The organism is Edaphobacter sp. 12200R-103, from assembly GCF_010093025.1.
Lineage (GTDB): Bacteria > Acidobacteriota > Terriglobia > Terriglobales > Acidobacteriaceae > Edaphobacter.
This window is the reverse complement of record NZ_CP048114.1, coordinates 886,989-904,669: the sequence shown is the minus strand read 5'-3', so window position 1 is coordinate 904,669 and position 17,681 is coordinate 886,989. Positions and strand designations below refer to the sequence as shown.

Here is a 17,681-nt window from a genome sequence, read left to right as displayed (position 1 = left end):
AATCTCATGTACCCTGTTTCCAGGAGAGAGTTGACACCGGTCGCCCGAAATAATGGTTTCAGGCCGGTTGTCGTGGCGTCACAGGGCTCGTCCCTCAACCACTCTTCATGAAATTCGCGTCTGAGGCGGAAATCTGTTCCGTAACAGACTGAATGTATCTTTTTTAGCACAGCGCAAAAGAAAGCGCAAACGAAGCTCTTCGCCTTAGTTCCGTTCGGCAAGAATATTGCGTACTCCCCTGACAAATGCCACGGGGTCAAATTCAGTTCGGACAATATCATCCGGACAATCTGTGAGTATTGCTACGCGCCAGTTGCAGACGAAGGCAACCCGCTGATCGGGTTGCGCGGTCTTGATTTTGGAGCAGATATCTTCAGCATTGGTTACGCCGGCTTCGCCTTCTACATCGACGAGCACAAGATCATACGGTTTCTCCCGAAACTTCTGCAAAGTATCGGAACCCGTTAGGAACGAGTCCACTTCAAAGCCCGAGATGCGCAAGATCTGATCGCGGAGAGGCCGCAGCATCTCGCGGCTACAGAGGTGGAGGATAGAAGGTTTGGTCGTCGATGTAGATTCCATGCATGTGTCGCAGTTACGGCATGCGGTTCATGCATTCGCCTGGATTGCTGGCAGAAAAACGGAGATTCCGCGATGTCGAGATAGGAAACTTTCTTATTATTTCATCGAATTGACTGCCGGAAAAGTGCGCTGGCTGGCATTAGGAGGAGGGATCGTAGTTCAGGTTTGAGCTAAGCCAGCGCTCCACGTCCGCTATCCGTATACCTTTCCGCAGATGATAATCCTCCACCTGGTCCCGGTCGATCTTGCCGAGGCTGAAGTAACGCGACTGCGGGTGTGCGAAATAGAGACCGCTAATGCTCGATCCGGGCCACATCGCAAACGACTCCGTAATCTGTATCCCGGTGTTCTTCTCGACGTCGAGCAGTTGCCAGATGGTTCCCTTCTCCGTATGGTCCGGGCATGCCGGGTACCCCGGAGCCGGGCGGATCCCCCGATAACGCTCATGGATCAGCTCGTCATTGGTCAGGTTTTCAGTGCGCCCATAACCCCACTCGTCACGGACACACTTATGCAGACACTCTGCGAAGGCCTCAGCAAGCCGATCTGCAATTGCCTCGGCCATGATAGCGTTGTAGTCGTCATTCTCTGCGCGGAAGCGCTCGCATAGCTCTTTCAGGCCTATGCCGCTGGTCACAGCAAAGGCACCGATAGAATCTACCAGGCCCGTCTCCTTCGGAGCGATAAAGTCAGCGAGAGAGCGGCACGGCTCATTTCCTTCACGGTTCACCTGCTGGCGCAGAAAATGAAAGCGCGTAAGCTCCTCAGTGCGGGACTCATCGGCATAGAGCGCAACGTCGTCGCCTTCCGCATTCGCCGGGAAAAATCCATAGACACCACGCGCTCGAATCAGATTGCCTTCGATAATGCGATCGAGAAGCGCATTGCCTTCCTTGAAGATCTGCTTCGCCTGAGCACCATACTCCTCATGCTCAAAGATGCGGGGATAAATCCCCTTCAACCCCCAGGCATGGAAGAACGGTGACCAGTCGATAAACTCCCGCAGGGTTGCGAGCGGGAAGTTGTCGAGCACTCGTACGCCGGTAAACTCCGGCACGGCGATGTCCTCTGCCCGCCATTCGATAGCGGTTCGTCGCCTTCGCGCCTCTTCGAGTGGAACAGCGGTCAAACGCGGCGCGGCATGGGAGCGCCGCACGTTCTCATATTCGGTCTGATGCTGGGTTATAAACGCCTCTCTGCTCTCGTCACTCAGCAGCGCAGTCGATACAGGCACGGCACGACTGGCGTCAAGCACATGAACTACAGGAGCACTGTAATGCGGAGCAATCTTGATAGCGGTGTGGGCGCGACTAGTTGTAGCTCCACCAATCAGCAACGGTAGCGTAAAGCCCTGTCGTTGCATCTCGCGAGCCACGTGAACCATCTCGTCCAGCGAGGGCGTAATCAATCCGCTGAGCCCGATAATGTCTGCCCGCACCTCCTTGGCACGCTGCAGAATCTTTTCGGCGGGGACCATGACGCCGAGATCGATGACCTCATAGTTGTTGCAGGCCAGCACGACACCGACGATATTCTTGCCGATATCGTGAACATCGCCTTTTACGGTGGCCAGCACGATCTTCCCCTGGGTCTTGATCTCCTGCCCGGCAGCAGCCATGGCCTGCTTCTCCTCTTCCATGAAAGGAGTCAGATAGGCAACGGACTTCTTCATCACACGGGCTGATTTCACGACCTGTGGCAGAAACATCTTGCCCGCACCAAAGAGGTCGCCGACGATCCCCATGCCGTCCATCAAAGGACCTTCAATCACCAGCAGAGGACGGCCCAGCTTGGCGCGCGCCTCCTCCGTGTCGGCCTCGATGTAGCTGTCGATTCCCTTCACCAGGGCGTGCGCCAAACGTTCTTCCACCGTCCCGCTGCGCCACGCTTCCTCTTTCTTCTCGGTCGCAGTTGCGCCCGCACCCGCGGCCTTCAGGGTTTCGCCATAGTCCACCAGGCGCTCAGTCGCGTCTGGCCTCCGGTTCAGGAGCACATCTTCGACAAGCTCTTTCAGTTCCGGCTCAATCTCTTCGTAGATCTCCAACTGGCCGGCGTTGACGATGCCCATGTCCAGACCGGCGGCAATGGCGTGATACAGAAACGCCGAGTGCATTGCCTCGCGCACCTTGTTGTTGCCGCGAAAGCTGAACGAGATATTCGAGATGCCGCCGGAGACCTTGGCGTGAGGAAGATTTTGTTTGATCCATCGTGTTGCGTTAATGAAGTCGACGGCGTAGTTGTTATGCTCCTCCATACCGGTCGCAACCGTCAGGACGTTGGGGTCGAAGATGATGTCTTCCGGCGAAAAGCCTGTTTCGTCTACCAAGATGCGGTAAGCGCGTTCGCAGATGCGAACTTTGTCCTCGTAAGTCGCAGCCTGGCCTTGTTCGTCGAAGGCCATCACGACAACGGCGGCGCCATACTTAAGAATGGTGCGGGCCTGCTGACGAAACTTCTCCTCGCCCTCTTTGAGAGAGATCGAGTTTACGATTCCTTTGCCCTGAAGACATTTGAGCCCCGCCTGGATAACCTCCCACTTCGAGGAGTCCACCATAAAGGGCGCCTTGGCGACCTCAGGCTCGCTTGCCAGCAACTGCAGGAAGCGCGTCATTGCGGCCACGCCGTCGATCATACCCTCGTCCATGCAGATGTCGAGCACATTGGCTCCGTTCTCCACCTGCTGCCGGGCAATGCTTACGGCATCTTCGTACTTGCCTTCTTTGATCAGCTTCGCAAATTTAGGAGAGCCGGCGACATTGGTTCGTTCTCCGATAACGAGAAAGACGCCCGGCTGCTGCGTGAACGGCTGTGATCCTGAAAGACGCAGCGCTTTCGTCTCTACAAGGGTAGAGTCATTTTCTGTCAGGCTCACGCTGCAACCTCGACCTTCTGGTCATTCAATGGCCGCGGAGCCTTTCCTTCCAGTGCCTTTGCAACCGCGGCAATGTGCTCCGGGGTGTTCCCACAGCAACCGCCTGCGATATTGATCAGCCCGCCGTTTGCAAAGTCCCCAAGAAAGCGGGCCATATCTTCCGGTCCCAGATCGAATCCCGTAGGAGACAGCGGATTGGGCAGACCCGCATTGGGATAGGCGGAGACGGCGGCCGTAGACTTGGTCGAAAGTTCTTCCAGAAAGGGGTACATCAGGTCGGGTCCCAGGGAGCAATTCAGGCCGATCGAGAGTGGCTTCGCATGCTCCATCGCGGTCCAGAAAGCCTCGACCGTCTGCGCCGAGATCATCGTCTCGCCCCCGCGCCCGACGGCAGCCGAGATCATAATTGGAAGCTCCTTGCCACCCTCATCGAAGACCTCGCGGATCGCGACCAGTGCGGCCTTCGCATTCAACGAATCGAAGATCGTCTCCACCAGCAGTAGATCCGATCCTCCAGCGATGAGAGCGCGTACCTGCTGCGTGTAGGCGGTCTTCACCTGGTCGAAGGTCACTACACGGAACCCCGGATCGTCCGCATCGGGCGAGTTGGACAATGACACCGTCAGCGGGCCGACCGCTCCAGCGACAAAGCGTTGGCGGCCTGTCGCGCTCCCTACCCGGTCGGCCCATTCTCTGCACTGACGTGCGGACTGCTCGTTGATCTCCCAAGCCAAATCAGCAAGAAATTTGTCATCGATGATCTTCTGATAAAACTCAGGATTCTTTCTGCCGCCATGCTCACGCGGATCGTCTACGAAAAATTCGCTCTGCGCGATGCTGGTTGCGCCGAAGGTATTCGTCTCGATGATGTCTGCCCCGGCTTCAAGGAAGCGGCGATGGATGTCGCCGATCATCTCCGGCTGCGTCAGTGAAAAGATATCGCCGTTGTTCAGCAGATCTTTTTTGGAATCTTTGAAGCGCTCGCCACGGATATCCGCTTCGGTCATGCCGTAGGTACGGATGGTCGTGCCCATCGCTCCATCAATGATGGCAATACGGTTCTCAAGAATCTTCTGCAGAGGATGTGGCTTGCGTTGGATCATCTTTATCTGACGTTTCTCCGGCACGGCACGATGCAAGTCGCCGCTGGAGGGGGATACCACCGGCCGGGTCGTATCTCTTTCCTGTGTTCACTCAGGCCAGAATCTCGGCCTTATCTGCATCCGATTGAACAACATCGGGAAGAGCCACTTGCGGGACCAGCAGATCTTCTTTTCGCATCACCAGCGTCGTAGCGTTCAGGGATGCCAGCTCAAAGCCATGGCCATGGGTAATCGCATCGGTCGGGCAGGCCTCGACGCAGTAACCGCAGAAGATGCAGCGGTTGTAGTCGATGTTGTAGACCTTGGCATAGCGCTCCGAGCTTGAGATGCGCTTCTCCTTCGTGTTGTCCGCCGCCTCGATATAGATGCAGTTCGAAGGGCATGCAGCCGCGCACAGGAAGCAGGCCACGCACTTTTCCAGACCATTTTCGTCGCGCTGCAGTTGATGCTTGCCGCGAAATCGCTCCTGAAACTTCGCGCCGCGCATCGGTCCTTTGCCATCCGGGTAGTTCTCGACTTCGCTGGGCTGAAAAGCCTCCTTCAGCGTAACGCTCATTCCCTTGACGATGGCAGCAGCATTGCGAACGATGGACATAGATCAAGTATAGCCTGTACCTCACCCCGGCACACGGTCACAGCAGACGGTGGGCCGGCATTCCCTTCAGCCTGGGCCAGTAAAGGCTTTGCCGAAGCTGTGGGCGAGGTTAGGAGGACGGCATGAGACCCGCTTCCCTGCTCATTGCCGTGCTTCTTCTTTCATTAACCGGCTACAGGAGTAGTCAGGCGCCAGCGGTCATCCCCTGATTGAGGACGGGCATTTTAAGCTGGTATCGAGCGAAGATAAAAAGCCGCAACGCTGGGTCAAAAATCTCTCCTCGCTGCGCCTTGTGACCGCAGGTGGAGCAGACTAGCTCTTTTTTGCGAGCGCTATCTTCTGGAGGCGCTCGACAATCAGACCTACCTGGCGGTCATTATGGTATCCGTCGCGCTCAGCCCGGCGATGTCCGGCGGCGGCAATCCTGTTTCTGGCCTCTTCATCGGGCAGGTAGCGCCGGATCTTCTCCACCAGCTCGTCATACCCGGTAAAAAAGACTGCCTCCTCGCCGTCAACAAAACGATCCATGTGGCCCTGGGAACGCTCGGCCAGAAGGAAGCCTCCGCAACCCGCGATCTCAAAGCTTTTATGCACAAACTCATCCTGGTTGGAGTGAGTGATGAAGCTGAGATTGATCTTGGATCGCCAGATGGCTTCACGATATTGATCGTGATAGAGCTCGCCTTCCCGATAGAGCTTTGAAAACTGCTCCGGTGTCAGTGCGCGCTTCCAGTGCCTTGTAGGGCCGGAGATAGCGACATCGAACTCCTGAGAGAGATTCGACAGAACTATGGCGCGATCGTCGTAGGGAGTTCCCAGAAAAGACACATCGCGATTGCGATTGCGATCCGACCAGCCCTCCGGCGGAGGAAAATGCAGCGTCGGCTCGTAGGCGGTCTGAATCTTGATGACGTCGCGAGCCCCACGGGAGCGATAGTCTTCAATATTTTTGTCTCGCTGCAACACATGCAGGTCGTAATGAGGAATGGCCTTCATATAGAGCCGCCAACCCGGGTCCTGCCTGGGGCCGAAGGGATTGTCGATCATGTAGCTTACCGTAACGATGCCGAGCGAACGCAGACGATCGACGGTCTTTGGCTTCATCCATAGCAGCTTGTCAGCCCAAAGCACGTCAGGCCGCTCGCGCTCCGCAATGTCGATGATGTCACGGTTCAGACGATCGACATGCGGCCCCATTGCCAACCTGAAGACAATAGCGCGAAGCTTCGGATTCGATGGAGAATACGGGATCGAATTGACCGGAATCACCTGATGCCCCAGCCGTTCGAGAGCCCACAGGCGGTATAGCGCGGAGTCGTTGGGAGACAGGCTTCCAGCGTAGAGAATCTTCATTCCTCTCCATTATGAAGGATCACAATGCGGCTATTGGCTTCGCAGCAGCGAGATAACCTGCTCGGCGTGAACAACGCCGACGAGCTTGTGTTCGGTGTCTACCACGGGCAAGGCGCGGAGATTGTATTTATCGAATAACTCGGCCACCTTCCGCCCGCCCATCTCAATCTGGCAGGTTACCAGGTGAGCATGGGGCAGCTCAGCCAGCATGTCATTCGTCTGCGCCAGGAGGATCTGAACGATGGGAACGACCGACATGACCCTTCCCTTTTCGTCTAGCAGGTAAATATCGGTGATCAGGTCGATATCTCCCTCGAAATGACGAAGTACGGCATGAACGTCGGCAACAGTGGCGCTCGCAGGTAAGGCGATATACTCGGTCGTCATCCGGCCCGCAGCGGAGTCCTGCGAGAACTCGAGCAACTCCTCGACCTCCTGACGCTCGGCCGGGTCCATTCCCTCCAGGATGGCCTCTGATTTTTCTTCCGGCAGCTCGGCCAGCAGGTCGGCGGCGGCGCCGGGGTCCATCTCCTCGACGATGCCGGCAACCTGTTCGGAGTCCAGAGACTGAATGAGAGATTTCTGCAGGCGAGGCTCAACTTCTTCGAGCGTCTCGGCGGCTACCTCCTCGTCCAGACTCTCGAAGAGGACCTGGCGCTCGGCCGGCGCGAGCTCCTCCAGGATGTCGGCGATATCGGAGGGGTGCATCTGGGAGAGGCGATCCTGATCGACCTTCAGCCGGACCCTGCGCGCTGGGTCGATGAGGTCCACGAACTCCCACGGGATGACGCTCGGCCCGAAGCGCTGAGCGATTCGATCAACGCTGCCCACCGGAAACCCTTTGAGAAGGCGCCGGACCGCTCCTCGTAGACCGACCTCCACCTCCAAAATGCGCAGGGAGGTGCCTATACCCGGGCGCTGCTCCCATTCAAGGACAACGTCATTCACCCGAACCACCTTGCGTCCATGGACGTCGATAATCTGCTGGTCCAGCAGATCGCGCTCGAGCAGAACAGGGTCCTGGGGCGGGGGCTCCAGCGAGGCCATCGGACGCAGGCTGAGTCCGGCGCGAGCCCATTCCAGGTCGCAGACTGCAGCCATCGTATTCCCCGGCTCAAGATCCTTTTTTGCCAGCTTTAGAATCAGGCCCAGCACACGCGAGGAATCTTCCCCGCCGGGGAGAACCGCAAACTCCTGCACGCGGCCAAGCGTTGCTCCCGTGGAGTCCACGACAGAGGCGCCCACCAGCGCCGAAACGGTGGTTCTGAGATTTCCGTGCCGGTTCATAGATGCCTTTTACAGGTGCAAACGGACCCGAGCCGGCCTGAAAGCTGCCATCGTTCGGCTCAAAAGCCCGAGGATGCCGCGCCTGAAACTGAGGGAACGGAACGCCCGGGTCCGGATAGCTTTGTTGGCATCTTAGCGCATCAGGATTTGCCGATAGAGGGGATGTTGTGTTTAGGTAGGAGTTTCCGGGACAGGCCGCTGCCCGGATTGTCGGACCATCGGAGCGGAGGGACTCATCTTGACATTCGTGGAAAGCACAAGCACACTGCCATCATCGCTGTTGTCTGCCACTGACGACGGGCACACAGGAACTGCAAGGATAGCCTTGGCCGACTCAACGACAAGCCGCGTCAGTTACACCCTCGACTCCACGCTGGACAGCGTTAATAAAATTGAGCAAACTGCCGAACAGTACGCTCAGCGCTCCGGGTTCGATGAAGACACCATCCCCTACATCGCGATGGCTGTCCGGGAAGCAGCGGTGAACGCTGTCCTGCATGGGAATGCATATGACCCGAACAAGCACATCACGGCTTCCTTTGAAACGACCGCAGATGATCTTGTCATTCGAATCACCGACCAGGGCCCTGGCCTCGATCCCGACACATTGCCCGACCCTCTTGCCCCCGAAAATATTCTGCGTGGTTCCGGCCGCGGCATCTTCCTGATTCGCTCGTTCATGGATGAGGTAAACTTTCGCAAGTTACATCCTGGAACAGAGCTCACACTCATAAAGCATCGTACACCCGCGAAGTCGGGGACCTAAGGAGAACAGTAAACATGAGCATGAAAGTATCTACTCGCCAAGTGGACGGCGTCACTATCCTGGATCTGAGCGGCCGCATTACCCTCGGCGAAGGCAGCGTCACCATTCGCGATGCTGTTCGTGACCTGCTGACAAAGGGACAGAAGAAGCTTCTGTTGAACCTGGCAGACATCAATTACATCGACAGCTCGGGAATCGGCGAGCTCGTCAGCGCGTTCACTACAGTCAAGAACGCAGGCGGCGAGTTGAAGCTGCTCAACCTGACCAAGAAGGTTCAGGACCTGCTGCAGATCACCAAGCTCTACACCGTCTTTGACGTTCGGGATGACGAAGCGTCCGCCATCTCTTCCTTTACCAAGTAGCTATTCTGCGGGTCCCATTAAGAAAGGCCGTCGTTGCTCACGACGGCCTTTCTTCGTGCCAAGGTTCACTCGGCTTCTTCTCTATTTTGAGAAGTCGACCTTGGGCGCGACACTGTTTTCGGGATTCCCCCTGAAGTATTCGTCCCGGTAATGGAAGCCCGCCATGCCGGCCCAGATACTGTTGGGGAACTGCCGAACGTAGACATTGTAGTCCTCGAGCGTGCGGTTGTACCGCTGCCTTTCCACCGCAATACGATTTTCCGTTCCCGCCAGCTCATCGTTCAGGCGCATGAACTGCTCGTTGCTTCTGAGATTGGGATACTGTTCCTGCAGGCGGAAAAACGGTCCGAGGGCGACATCCAGCTTGCGGTTGGCATCGATGTTGGCGGAGTGATCGGATCCCGCCGCCAGCACTCCGGCGCGGGCATTTGCGATATTGGTTAGAACGGTGGACTCTTCAGCAACATAGCCTTTCACCGAAGCCACCAGGTTGGGAATGAGATCGAGACGCCGCTGCTGGACGACATTCACCTGCGAATAAGCCTGATTGATCGATTCGTTCTTTGCAACCAGTGTGTTCTTCGTGCTCACGTAACTTCCGCCTACCAGCAGCAGAAGCACGATAATGAGGCCAACAGCGCCCAGACCAATCCATAAACGTTTCATAGTTTCGTTTGAACCGATTTTCCTTTCTTCAGCTTTTCTTCAGACAAGGGCGGCTATCGATGTACTGTATCACTCCTCCATTGCCCTTCCTGTCACAATTCCTGATCGATGAAGAGCCTAAAACGATGCTCCGCCGCCACCGGATCGACCGCCGCCAAAACCGCCGAATCCCCCGCCATCGCCTCCGCCGCCTCCACCCCAGCCATCACGATCATTGTCACGATAACCCCTTCCTCCTCCACCCAGGATGTTTCCCAGGAGAAAGAAGATCAGTCCCATATTTCCCGTACGAGCCAGAATAAAGAGAAGGAAGATGACTGCCCCTGCTCCGAGGAGAAGCTGCAGCGGGCTGACCTGGACCGCCTGCTCATGGGGTCGCCGCTGATACTGGAACTGACCTTGTGGCAGGGATAAGGTCACCCCCGCGTCCTGTGCAATGATCGCCGCAAGCTGACGCACTCCGGAAGTAACCGCGGTATCGTAGTCACCCCGGTTCGCAGCAGGAACGATGGAGCGGCCGATGTCACCCACCTTCGCATCGTTCAGGATGCCTTCCAGCCCATACCCCACCTCGATCCGGCCGCGGCGCGGCTTCATCACCAGCACCATCAGGACTCCGCGGTCGTCCTTATTACCGACGCCCCATTTGTCTTCCAGTTCGGTGGAAAACTCCTCAATCGTCTGATCGTCGTCGAGGGTCTTGATGGTTACAACTGCAATCTGGGCGTGTGCCTGCCGGTCGACTGCTCCGCACAGGGCCTCCATCTGCTGTTTTGTCGCGGGCGAGATGACCCCAGCGAAGTCATTGATATAACCGGTTGGGGCCGGCAGGGACTTGACCGATTCCGCCGGCAGGGCGATCGGCAGAAGGAGCAGTAAGGCTATTCCCAACCATCGTGAAACACGGATCATATCCCACTCATTCTACGCTTCGCACATTGCCGGAACGGATTCAGAAAGACGGTCGCTCCAACTCTATTGCGGCGGTTGTGACGGTACGGGAATACCCGGTTCGGGAGGATGGTGCCGATGGCCGGGCATCGGGATTCCGCGTTCATGCGCCATGCGGTCCGCGGACACCATATGATCGCGGATGATGGGAGCACCATCGCCAAGAACAGCCTTCAGATCTGCATCCTGAGTGGTTCGTGCTTCCATTCGCATCTCGCGAAGATCCTTGTGATGATCTTTGACCATAAGAGTGATGTACTCCCGGTCAAAGTCATCACCCGACAATGCAGCCAGCTTGTCATACTGCGCCTGCTGACTTTTACCCATCTTTTTAGGTGTTCGGGCGCCGATGACATCCGCCGTCTGGACAAGCTGCTGATTGAGCTTTGTGTGATCCTCGACCATCCTTTTGCCAAAGGCACGAACATCATCGTTCGTACTCTTCTGGGTCGCCAGGTTTCCAAGAGCGATCTCTGCCAACCCGCCCTCGATCGCCTCACGGACAAACATCTTGTCCTTGATCTGCTGCGGGGTCTCGTTCGGTGCTCCGCTGGAATCCATCATGGAGGGGGTGGGAGAGGCCGGACGGCCTGGCTGATTTCCTTGATTCTGTCCCGGAACCTGCCCCATCGGATCGGTCTGGGCGAACGACACGCTGGCGGGGAGAATCAACGAACAAAGAGCAACGACAGGAAGAACAAGAGCCTTCATCAGAGGAGCCTCCTTCGGCGGCATCATTCTAGCCCTAAACCACCATGATGCAACCGATTCTTGTTCCTTCATGAATGCATAACAGCACCGGTCAGGTTGCCCGCACGTCGGAATTGAACGCTGTATCCTTTTCTGAGCAATGGAAAAGACAACCGAGCCGACCCCCATGCCTGGCAACATCGACACGATCCCCTCTTCAACTCTCACTCCGCCGATTGCGCGCCGCGAACCCACGCCGACGACGATCCACGGCTATACGCTGGAGGATGATTATCGCTGGATGCGGTCCAAGGAATCATCCGAAGTCATCCACTACCTTGAGGCTGAAAATGCATACACGTCGGCGATGATGAAACCGACCGAAGGTCTGCAGGCGATGCTCTACAAAGAGATGCTGTCGCACATCAAGGAGACCGACGAGTCTGTCCCCTTCCCCGAGCGCGGCTGGTACTACTACACCCGAACAGTAGAAGGCAGCCAGTATCCGATTCATTGCCGTCGCAGGGCCGCTGGAGGCGACTACGATTCCGGCGAGCCGGAACAGGTCATTCTCGACGTAAATCAGTTGGCCGAGGGACAGGCCTTTATGGCCCTCGGAGGCATGAGTGTCAGCCCGGATGGAGAGAAGCTTGCCTACTCGACCGATAACACCGGCTTTCGCCAATACACGCTTCACATACGGAACCTCACGACCGGAGCGGAGTACCCCGATACTGCGGAGCGCGTCGGTTCCCTGGTCTGGGCTGAAGATTCCCAGACGCTCTTCTATACCACCGAAGACGAGGTCACGAAGCGTCACGACAAGCTGTTCCGGCATCGACTGGGAGATCCTGCAGCTGACGATGCGCTGATCTGCGAGGAACGTGACGAGCGCTTCAATCTCGGAGTCGGAAAGACGCGGGACGGCAAATATCTACTGATGGAGGCGGGAAGCCATACAACCAATGAATGCAGTTATCTCCCCGCAGACACCCCCGGAGGCGTCTTTCTCGTCATCGCCCCCCGGCTGGATGATCAGGAATATTATGTCGATCACCGCCACGGACTGTTCTATATCCGGGTCAACGATACCGGAAAGAACTTCCGCGTAGTAACCGTTCCTGTCGATGGAGGTGGACGGGAAGCATGGTCGGAGTTCATTCCGGAAGACAAAGAGTCTCCACTTGAAGATTTCGATGTATTCGACAGATTCTGCGTTCTTTCCAAGCGCCCGGAAGGGTTGACAACTCTCTCAGTTGCACCCTTTGACAGTGGTAATCAACTTCAGGCTCCAAGGGAGATCGACTTTCCGGAACCTACTTATACTGCCATGGGCCACGTCAATCGCGAGTTCGCGACGACGAAGTTCCGGTACAGCTATCAGTCGCTCGTCTCTCCGGCATCCGTCTATGATTACGACGTCGAGGCTGGAACCTCAACTTTGCTGAAGGAACAGGAGATTCCGGGAGGGTTCAATCGGGCGAATTATGCCTCCGAAAGGTTATGGATGACGGCCTCCGATGGAGTGAAGGTTCCTGTCTCGATCGTCTACCACAGAGACAAATTCCATAAAGACGGAACAAGTCCAATCTACGTCTATGGGTATGGATCCTATGGATATCCGCTTCCTGTCGGCTTCAGCCCGGCACGGCTCAGCCTGCTTGATCGCGGACTGGTACTCGCCTACGCCCATATTCGCGGTGGTGGAGATCTGGGGGACGCGTGGCACGACGCCGGCAAGATGATGGTGAAGCGAAACACCTTTACCGACTTCATTGCCATCGTCGAAGGCCTCGTAGCCCAGGGGTACGGAGCCAGGGATAAGGTTGCCATTGAAGGAGGCAGTGCAGGTGGTCTGCTGATGGGCGCTGTCGTCAACGAACGCCCCGACCTGTTCCGTGTGGTCCTGTCGCATGTCCCCTTCGTCGACGTGATGAACACTATGCTGGATGCCACCCTGCCGCTGACAGTAGCGGAGTACGAAGAGTGGGGCAATCCGAACGAGCAGGCAGCGTTCGAATACATGCGCTCCTACTCCCCCTACGACAACCTGAAGGCAACGGACTATCCTGCGATGCTCGTGAAAACCAGCCTGAACGATTCACAGGTGATGTACTGGGAGCCAGCGAAGTATGTGGCGAAGCTCAGGACCCTCAAGAAGAATGACGCCTCCCTGCTACTCCACATCAATATGGACGCCGGACACGGCGGAGCCTCGGGACGTTACGACTACCTGAAGGAGATCGCCTTCGACTACGCCTTTCTTCTCCGAGAGCTGGGCGTCGCATCGTAGGGGGGCATCTAGCAGCAGCCTTTTCTGCTGTTTGAAAGCGTCCCCCTGAGCGAAGCGGCCGAGAGGGAGCGCAGTCGAAGGATCTGCGTTTTGTCGATGCGAGGTGGATTTCCAAGGTCACCCTGCAAGAACCAGCAGATCCTTCGCCCCTGTTTGCCGCAAAAACGCGGCCAACTACGCTCAGGATGACACCTCTCCCGCATAGTAACCACTCTGGCAAAGATGGAAGAAGAAGACGGGACGACCTGTAGCTAGACCTCGGTCGTCTCGGCCTCTTCGACCTTGTCTCCCTCGCCCGGAGCGAGAAACAGGTTCGTCTCCAGTCCATGCTGGCGGGTATACAGCTCGTAATAGCGCCCACCCAGGGCATAGAGTGACTCGTGGGTTCCCCGCTCTACAATATTTCCCTGTTCCACCACCAGGATCTGGTCTGCGCGGCGGATGGTAGACAGCCGATGCGCGATGACAAAGGTCGTTCTGCCATGCATCAGGTGATTCAGGCCATCCTGAATCATCGCCTCCGATTCAGAATCGAGTGAGCTGGTCGCCTCATCGAGGATAAGGATGCGTGGGTCTGCGAGGATGGCACGCGCGATCGAGAGCCGTTGCCTCTGGCCGCCGGAAAGCTTCACACCCCTCTCGCCGACGATGGTCTCGTACCCTTCAGGAAACCGCGTGGCAAACTCATCGACCCGCGCGATGCGGCAGGCATCTTCAAACTGCTGTTCGGTCGCGGTGGGGTGAGAAAAGAGGATATTCTCCCGGATGGTTCCATCGAAGAGAAATGTCTCCTGCAATACGACGCCCAGTTGGCTACGATAGCTATCCAGCCGCACCGTTGCGAGGTCAACGTCATCCACCAGAATTTTACCGGTGGTAGCGGTATGGAAGGCGCAGATCAGAGAGATGATGGTCGACTTACCAGAGCCTGAGGATCCAACCAGCGCGGTCACCGTTCCGGGGTGCGCCTCAAAACTGATGCCATGCAGAACCGGCTTTTCCGCCTCATATGCGAAGGTGACATTGTCAAAGACGACTTCGCCCCGAATTGTTCCGAGCCCTTGCACGCGGCCCGGATCAGCATCTTCTGTCAGCTCGGAGAGAAGCTCCGCCGTTCGATCGAGCCCTGCTGCCGCCTCGGTCAACTGGGTTCCAATAGACACCAGCTGCACAATAGGCGCGATCATAAACGCCAGAAACATGACGTAGGTGACATATCCGCCAGTCGTCAGATGGCCTGCCACCACCTGGTGCGCCCCAAGGTACATAACCAGCGCGCCCACGACTCCCAGAACCATCGTCGAGGCCAGCGCCATGAGGGACTGCGCCGTCAGGGACGAGATCACATTCTCGAGCAGCCGGTGCGCACCGGAAGCGAAGACCTGCGCCTCGCTCTCTTCAGCGTGGTAACCCTTGATGACGCGGACACCGCCCAGGGACTCGGTCAGCCGTCCCGTAACCTCGGAGTTGATACGGGAACGCTCCCGGAAGATCGGCCGGATCGTCTTAAAGGCGCGCTGAAGTATCAGGCCAAAGAGCACCAGGATGAGGAACGTCACAATGGTCATCTGGACGCTGAGATGAATCAGATAGCCGAAGGCAAATAACGCCGTCAACAGCCCACCCAGAAAGTCTACAATTCCGGTCCCGATCAAGTTCCGCACGCCTTCAACGTCGGACATAATGCGTGCTACCAGTGCACCAGTTCGATTCGCATCGTAGAACGCGACGGGGAGCCGGCCGATGTGCTGCTGCACCTTGATTCTTAGCTCGGCGATCAGGCGCTGGCCTTCTTTGGAAAGCAGCTGGGTCAGCGTATACGACGATACGCCCTGAATCACTGTAGCAGTGACAACCACGCCAATAATGACAGGAAGCTGGGACAGGAGGTGCTTCCCCATCACGTTATCGATCAGATAACGCGTAGATGCCGGAAGAACCAGGCCACTGGCACGGTTCAGAACCATCAGAAGAAAGCTACCTGCCAGAAGCCAGCGGCGAGGCTTCATCAGCTTCCATATCTCAGGGAAAACTCGCTTCAGATTAGGTTTCTGCTTTGCCGGCGCGTCCGACAGAGCGCGATGGCTACGCGAGGGACGATCGGCAGCCTTCATTCCCGGGGCTCCGAAGCTGGACGGACCGATCGATGGCATCTTATTGAGAGTTTACGCCGCTTATCCGGATGCCGCATGGTAAAGGCAAGGCGCCCGGAGTCTCCTTACGCACCCCTCACACGGGCGTTGATGAAGGACCGGATGCAGAACAGGACATAGATCAGGCAGATCAGAGACATGGCAGCCTTTTCAAGAACCGCCGCCGGATGGGGATAGACCGCGCCATGCGACATCTTGATTGCTTGAACGTCGGCCATGATGGTGCTCAGGAAGCCCAACAGGCCTACGGTAACCGAGATATGCATCCACAGCATTCTTTTCTTCGCATCCGGAGTGTTCGCAAACAGACCGAAGATGATGAAGAGAACTCCAAAGATGGCCGGAATCAGGGCCGTTGGATGAGTGCTGCCCGTTGAGACAAAACCGATTACTGCTACCAGGATCAGGAGAACCCCGAATCCGATCGTCATCTTCGCCATGGATCTAAACTCCTTTGTTCAGTAGAACCTTAACCAGGGTGAGCGATATCAAGGATAACTGATTGCCAATCAACGCTCTTTCCGTGCCCCACTTTCTCCGTTTTTCCACTTTGCCAACGACGGCTCTTTGGGGCTAATCTTCTGGCTTGCCGGAGGCACAATCCTCACCGCCGGCAGGGTTCACCGTCAGGAGGCTCCATGAGCGAGCTAACAACAACGGTAAGCGCGGTTCTCAAGGGTAAGAAGCGAGGCATCTGGTCTGTAACGCCGGAGACCTCTGTCTATCACTGCATGGAGATCATGGCTGAGAAAGAAATTGGCGCTCTTCTCGTCATGCGGGGCGAACAGCTCGCCGGCCTGATCTCGGAACGCGACTATGCCCGGAAGGTCATCCTGCAGGGAAGATCGTCGCGAGATACGGAGGCTTCGGAGATCATGGGCGCCCCGGCCCTGTGCGTTTCGCACGAACACACCGTCGGGGACTGCATGCTGGTAATGACCCGGAACAGGGTGCGGCATCTTCCGGTGCTCGATGGCGAGAGAGTCGTCGGCATCGTCTCCATCGGCGACCTCGTTAACTGGATCATCTCCGAGCAGGAGGAGACCATCCGTCATCTTGAGGCCTACATCTGCGGCCGCTGACGGCTGATCTATCAAGCAGCAGCCTTCTTAATTGCTTCGACAACTTCCTCGGGCTTCCAATCGTTCGAGGGATACCACGCAGCAATTTTGCCGTCTCTTCCAATCACCACGGTGGAGAGCGAATGAGTCAGAGTTTGATCCTCGCCGGGTGTAACCCCTACACCGAAGAATTCAAGTACCTGATCGAGCTCCTTTGCCGGAGGAACAGCAAAGTCCCAGTGAGCAAAGGAACCCTTGCTCTCGGGGCCCATGTTGGACTGGCCATACTTCTTCAGTACTGAAGGCGTGTCGTACTTGGGATCGAAACTGATACTGACCAGGTGCGTCTTCTGATAGAGCGTAGCATCCTTCGCAAGCGTCCTGTCGATCTGCGCAAAGTTGTGGGTCATGCGCGGGCAGTAGTCCTCGAGCGGGCAACGAGTGTAAATAAACGTCGCTACGAGAACCTTTCCGCGAAACTGGTCCAGATGAATGGTGTGCCCGTTCTGATTCAGCAAGCTGAAATCGGGAACGGCATCTCCTGCCTTCGGCACGTTGTACTGCTTTGCCGGCTTATAGTCGGGACGAGCCTGGGCAACAATAACAATGTTATCGATCTCGGCATTGTGAAACCCGCCCTCATCCTGGATGACGTGAAGAGTCGCCGTGATGGTATCGCCGGGATGCAGCTCGCTTACGATGCTTGGATCCTTCAACTTGTACGGCATCGTCATCGCCTCCATGAACCCAGGAATCGCCTCGTGGGCAAGGGTCACATGGGTAGCGTCCGTGCTGATTACCTTTCCACGCAGAGAAAATGTCCTGGCTGTGCCCTGCTGGATGGACGATGGAGGAGAGGTCTGGCGACAACCAACGAAGGCGACGCTGGAGAGGCCAAGCAGAAGGATCAAGAGAGGAAAAGTTTGCTTCCTGGACACGATACAGAC

The 17,681-nt window shown here is 56.8% G+C and carries 16 protein-coding genes and 1 riboswitch; of the genes, 4 read left to right on the top strand and 12 right to left on the bottom strand.

Features of this window, described 5'->3' with window-relative positions:
- Nucleotide 1 precedes the first annotated feature (1 nt).
- Nucleotides 2-114, bottom strand: a riboswitch (SAM riboswitch).
- Between the two features lie 90 nt (nucleotides 115-204).
- The 6 genes from GWR55_RS03725 to GWR55_RS03700 all read right to left on the bottom strand — a co-directional run bounded on the left by GWR55_RS03725 (nucleotide 205) and on the right by GWR55_RS03700 (nucleotide 7,792).
- The gene (locus GWR55_RS03725; protein ID WP_162401062.1) at nucleotides 205-582 is read right to left on the bottom strand and encodes a response regulator; all 378 of its coding nucleotides are present in this window, start codon (nucleotides 580-582) and stop codon (nucleotides 205-207) included.
- Nucleotides 583-721: 139 nt separating this feature from the next.
- Nucleotides 722-3,454: a methionine synthase gene (gene metH / locus GWR55_RS03720; protein ID WP_162401061.1), complete on the bottom strand. Its 2,733-nt coding sequence runs from the start codon at nucleotides 3,452-3,454 to the stop codon at nucleotides 722-724.
- Entirely contained in the window at nucleotides 3,451-4,557 is a 1,107-nt protein-coding gene (locus GWR55_RS03715) for a homocysteine S-methyltransferase family protein (RefSeq protein WP_162401060.1), read from the bottom strand. The genes metH and GWR55_RS03715 overlap by 4 nt, the downstream gene beginning before the upstream one ends.
- Nucleotides 4,558-4,648: 91 nt before the next feature.
- Complete coding sequence (gene nuoI, locus GWR55_RS03710) at nucleotides 4,649-5,152, bottom strand: NADH-quinone oxidoreductase subunit NuoI (protein ID WP_162401059.1); 504 nt, start codon at nucleotides 5,150-5,152, stop codon at nucleotides 4,649-4,651.
- 312 nt (nucleotides 5,153-5,464) lie between these two features.
- Nucleotides 5,465-6,505, bottom strand: coding sequence for a glycosyltransferase (locus GWR55_RS03705; protein ID WP_162401058.1), 1,041 nt, complete (start codon nucleotides 6,503-6,505; stop codon nucleotides 5,465-5,467).
- A 30-nt stretch (nucleotides 6,506-6,535) separates the two neighbouring features.
- Complete coding sequence (locus tag GWR55_RS03700; RefSeq protein WP_162401057.1) at nucleotides 6,536-7,792, bottom strand: magnesium transporter MgtE N-terminal domain-containing protein; 1,257 nt, start codon at nucleotides 7,790-7,792, stop codon at nucleotides 6,536-6,538.
- 325 nt (nucleotides 7,793-8,117) lie between these two features.
- Between GWR55_RS03700 and GWR55_RS03695 the strand changes: the two genes are divergently transcribed.
- Together GWR55_RS03695 and GWR55_RS03690 are read left to right on the top strand one after the other, a co-directional pair.
- Nucleotides 8,118-8,558, top strand: coding sequence for an ATP-binding protein (locus GWR55_RS03695; protein WP_162401056.1), 441 nt, complete (start codon nucleotides 8,118-8,120; stop codon nucleotides 8,556-8,558).
- A 14-nt stretch (nucleotides 8,559-8,572) separates the two neighbouring features.
- A complete protein-coding gene (locus GWR55_RS03690) occupies nucleotides 8,573-8,920 on the top strand; it encodes an STAS domain-containing protein (protein WP_162401055.1) in 348 nt (115 codons plus the stop codon).
- A gap of 81 nt (nucleotides 8,921-9,001) precedes the next feature.
- On the opposite strand, the gene GWR55_RS03685 is transcribed toward GWR55_RS03690, so the two are convergent.
- From GWR55_RS03685 to GWR55_RS03675, 3 genes are all read right to left on the bottom strand, one after another.
- On the bottom strand, nucleotides 9,002-9,586 hold the full coding sequence (locus GWR55_RS03685) for a LemA family protein (protein WP_162401054.1): 585 nt from the start codon (nucleotides 9,584-9,586) through the stop codon (nucleotides 9,002-9,004).
- A gap of 117 nt (nucleotides 9,587-9,703) precedes the next feature.
- Nucleotides 9,704-10,498 (bottom strand): YgcG family protein, encoded by a 795-nt coding sequence (locus GWR55_RS03680; protein ID WP_162401053.1) that lies wholly within the window; start codon nucleotides 10,496-10,498, stop codon nucleotides 9,704-9,706.
- 63 nt (nucleotides 10,499-10,561) lie between these two features.
- The gene (locus GWR55_RS03675) at nucleotides 10,562-11,248 is read right to left on the bottom strand and encodes a DUF4142 domain-containing protein (protein WP_162401052.1); all 687 of its coding nucleotides are present in this window, start codon (nucleotides 11,246-11,248) and stop codon (nucleotides 10,562-10,564) included.
- Nucleotides 11,249-11,387: 139 nt separating this feature from the next.
- On the opposite strand from GWR55_RS03675, the gene GWR55_RS03670 reads away from it, so the two are divergent.
- On the top strand, nucleotides 11,388-13,520 hold the full coding sequence (locus tag GWR55_RS03670) for a S9 family peptidase (protein WP_238398623.1): 2,133 nt from the start codon (nucleotides 11,388-11,390) through the stop codon (nucleotides 13,518-13,520).
- A 251-nt stretch (nucleotides 13,521-13,771) separates the two neighbouring features.
- On the opposite strand, the gene GWR55_RS03665 is transcribed toward GWR55_RS03670, so the two are convergent.
- Complete coding sequence (locus GWR55_RS03665; protein WP_162401051.1) at nucleotides 13,772-15,673, bottom strand: ABC transporter ATP-binding protein; 1,902 nt, start codon at nucleotides 15,671-15,673, stop codon at nucleotides 13,772-13,774.
- A 65-nt stretch (nucleotides 15,674-15,738) separates the two neighbouring features.
- On the bottom strand, nucleotides 15,739-16,113 hold the full coding sequence (locus GWR55_RS03660; protein WP_162401050.1) for a hypothetical protein: 375 nt from the start codon (nucleotides 16,111-16,113) through the stop codon (nucleotides 15,739-15,741).
- Nucleotides 16,114-16,311: 198 nt separating this feature from the next.
- On the opposite strand from GWR55_RS03660, the gene GWR55_RS03655 reads away from it, so the two are divergent.
- Nucleotides 16,312-16,755 (top strand): CBS domain-containing protein, encoded by a 444-nt coding sequence (locus GWR55_RS03655; protein ID WP_162401049.1) that lies wholly within the window; start codon nucleotides 16,312-16,314, stop codon nucleotides 16,753-16,755.
- Nucleotides 16,756-16,766: 11 nt separating this feature from the next.
- Here GWR55_RS03655 and GWR55_RS03650 read toward each other — a convergent pair whose 3' ends face one another.
- Nucleotides 16,767-17,672 (bottom strand): SCO family protein, encoded by a 906-nt coding sequence (locus GWR55_RS03650; protein ID WP_238398622.1) that lies wholly within the window; start codon nucleotides 17,670-17,672, stop codon nucleotides 16,767-16,769.
- Between the last annotated feature and the right edge of the window lie 9 nt (nucleotides 17,673-17,681).